The organism is Glycomyces sp. L485, assembly GCF_022548875.1.
In the GTDB taxonomy this organism is placed as follows: domain Bacteria; phylum Actinomycetota; class Actinomycetes; order Mycobacteriales; family Micromonosporaceae; genus Glycomyces.
This window is the reverse complement of sequence record NZ_JAKZEW010000083.1, coordinates 1-1,039: the sequence shown is the minus strand read 5'-3', so window position 1 is coordinate 1,039 and position 1,039 is coordinate 1. Positions and strand designations below refer to the sequence as shown.

The following is a 1,039-nucleotide window of genomic DNA, read 5'->3' as shown; positions in this document are numbered from 1 at the left end:
TTTCTCGACAGCACGGGATCACCGAATTCACCCAAAAGGGCTATGCTTCAGCGCTCACCCTCGCAGACCAAACTGCTGTCCCCCCGGATTTACCTAGGAAAACGGGCTACCACCTTACCCCGCCTGATCCACCAGACGGTACGACTACCCCACTGCGTCACCCCATCACTACGCTACACACGGAAGGGACCCCAACCAGTCACCGACACAACCACTCCCGAAGGAACAATCACACCAGCTCCCAGCCAGTTAGCACAACCGCTATCGCTCATACGCGGCACTCGGGTACCGGAATATCAACCGGTTCTCCATCGACTACGCCTCTCGGCCTCGCCTTAGGCCCCGACTAACCCAGAGCGGAACAACCGTCCTCTGGAACCCTTAGTCAATCGGCGCAGCTGATTCTCACAGCTGTTTCGCTACTCATGCCTGCATTCTCACTCGCACACACTCCACAGATGGGCTTACGCCACTGCTTCACCGCGTGCACGACGCTCCCCTACCCAACCCCGGCTGGACAAGCCAACCGGGCATTGCTACGGCTTCGGCGGTGTACTTCAGCCCCGCTACATTATCGGCGCGAAACCACTCGACCAGTGAGCTATTACGCACTCTTTCAAGGATGGCTGCTTCTAAGCCAACCTCCTGGCTGTCAACGCGACCCCACATCCTTTTCCACTCAGTACACCCTTAGGGGCCTTAGCCGGTAATCTGGGCTGTTTCCCTCTCGACGACGGATCTTCTCACCCGCCGACTCACTGCCGCACTCAACACCATGGCATTCGAAGTTTAGCTGAGCTCAGTAACCGACACGGCCCATCACCCAACCAGCGCCCTACCACCACGGTGCAACACACGACGCTGCACCTAAATGCATTTCGGGGAGAACCAGCTATCACGGAGTTTGATTGGCCTTTCACCCCTACCCACACCTCATCCCCCAGGTTTGCAACCCTGGTGGGTTCGGGCCTCCACGACCTCTTACAGCCGCTTCACCCTGGACATGGGTAGATCACCCCGCTTCGGGTCTACAACACAC

The 1,039-nt window shown here is 58.1% G+C and carries 1 rRNA gene; it reads right to left on the bottom strand.

The features are described from left to right. A 23S ribosomal RNA gene (locus tag L0U85_RS20115) occupies positions 1-1,039 on the bottom strand; the annotation flags it as partial.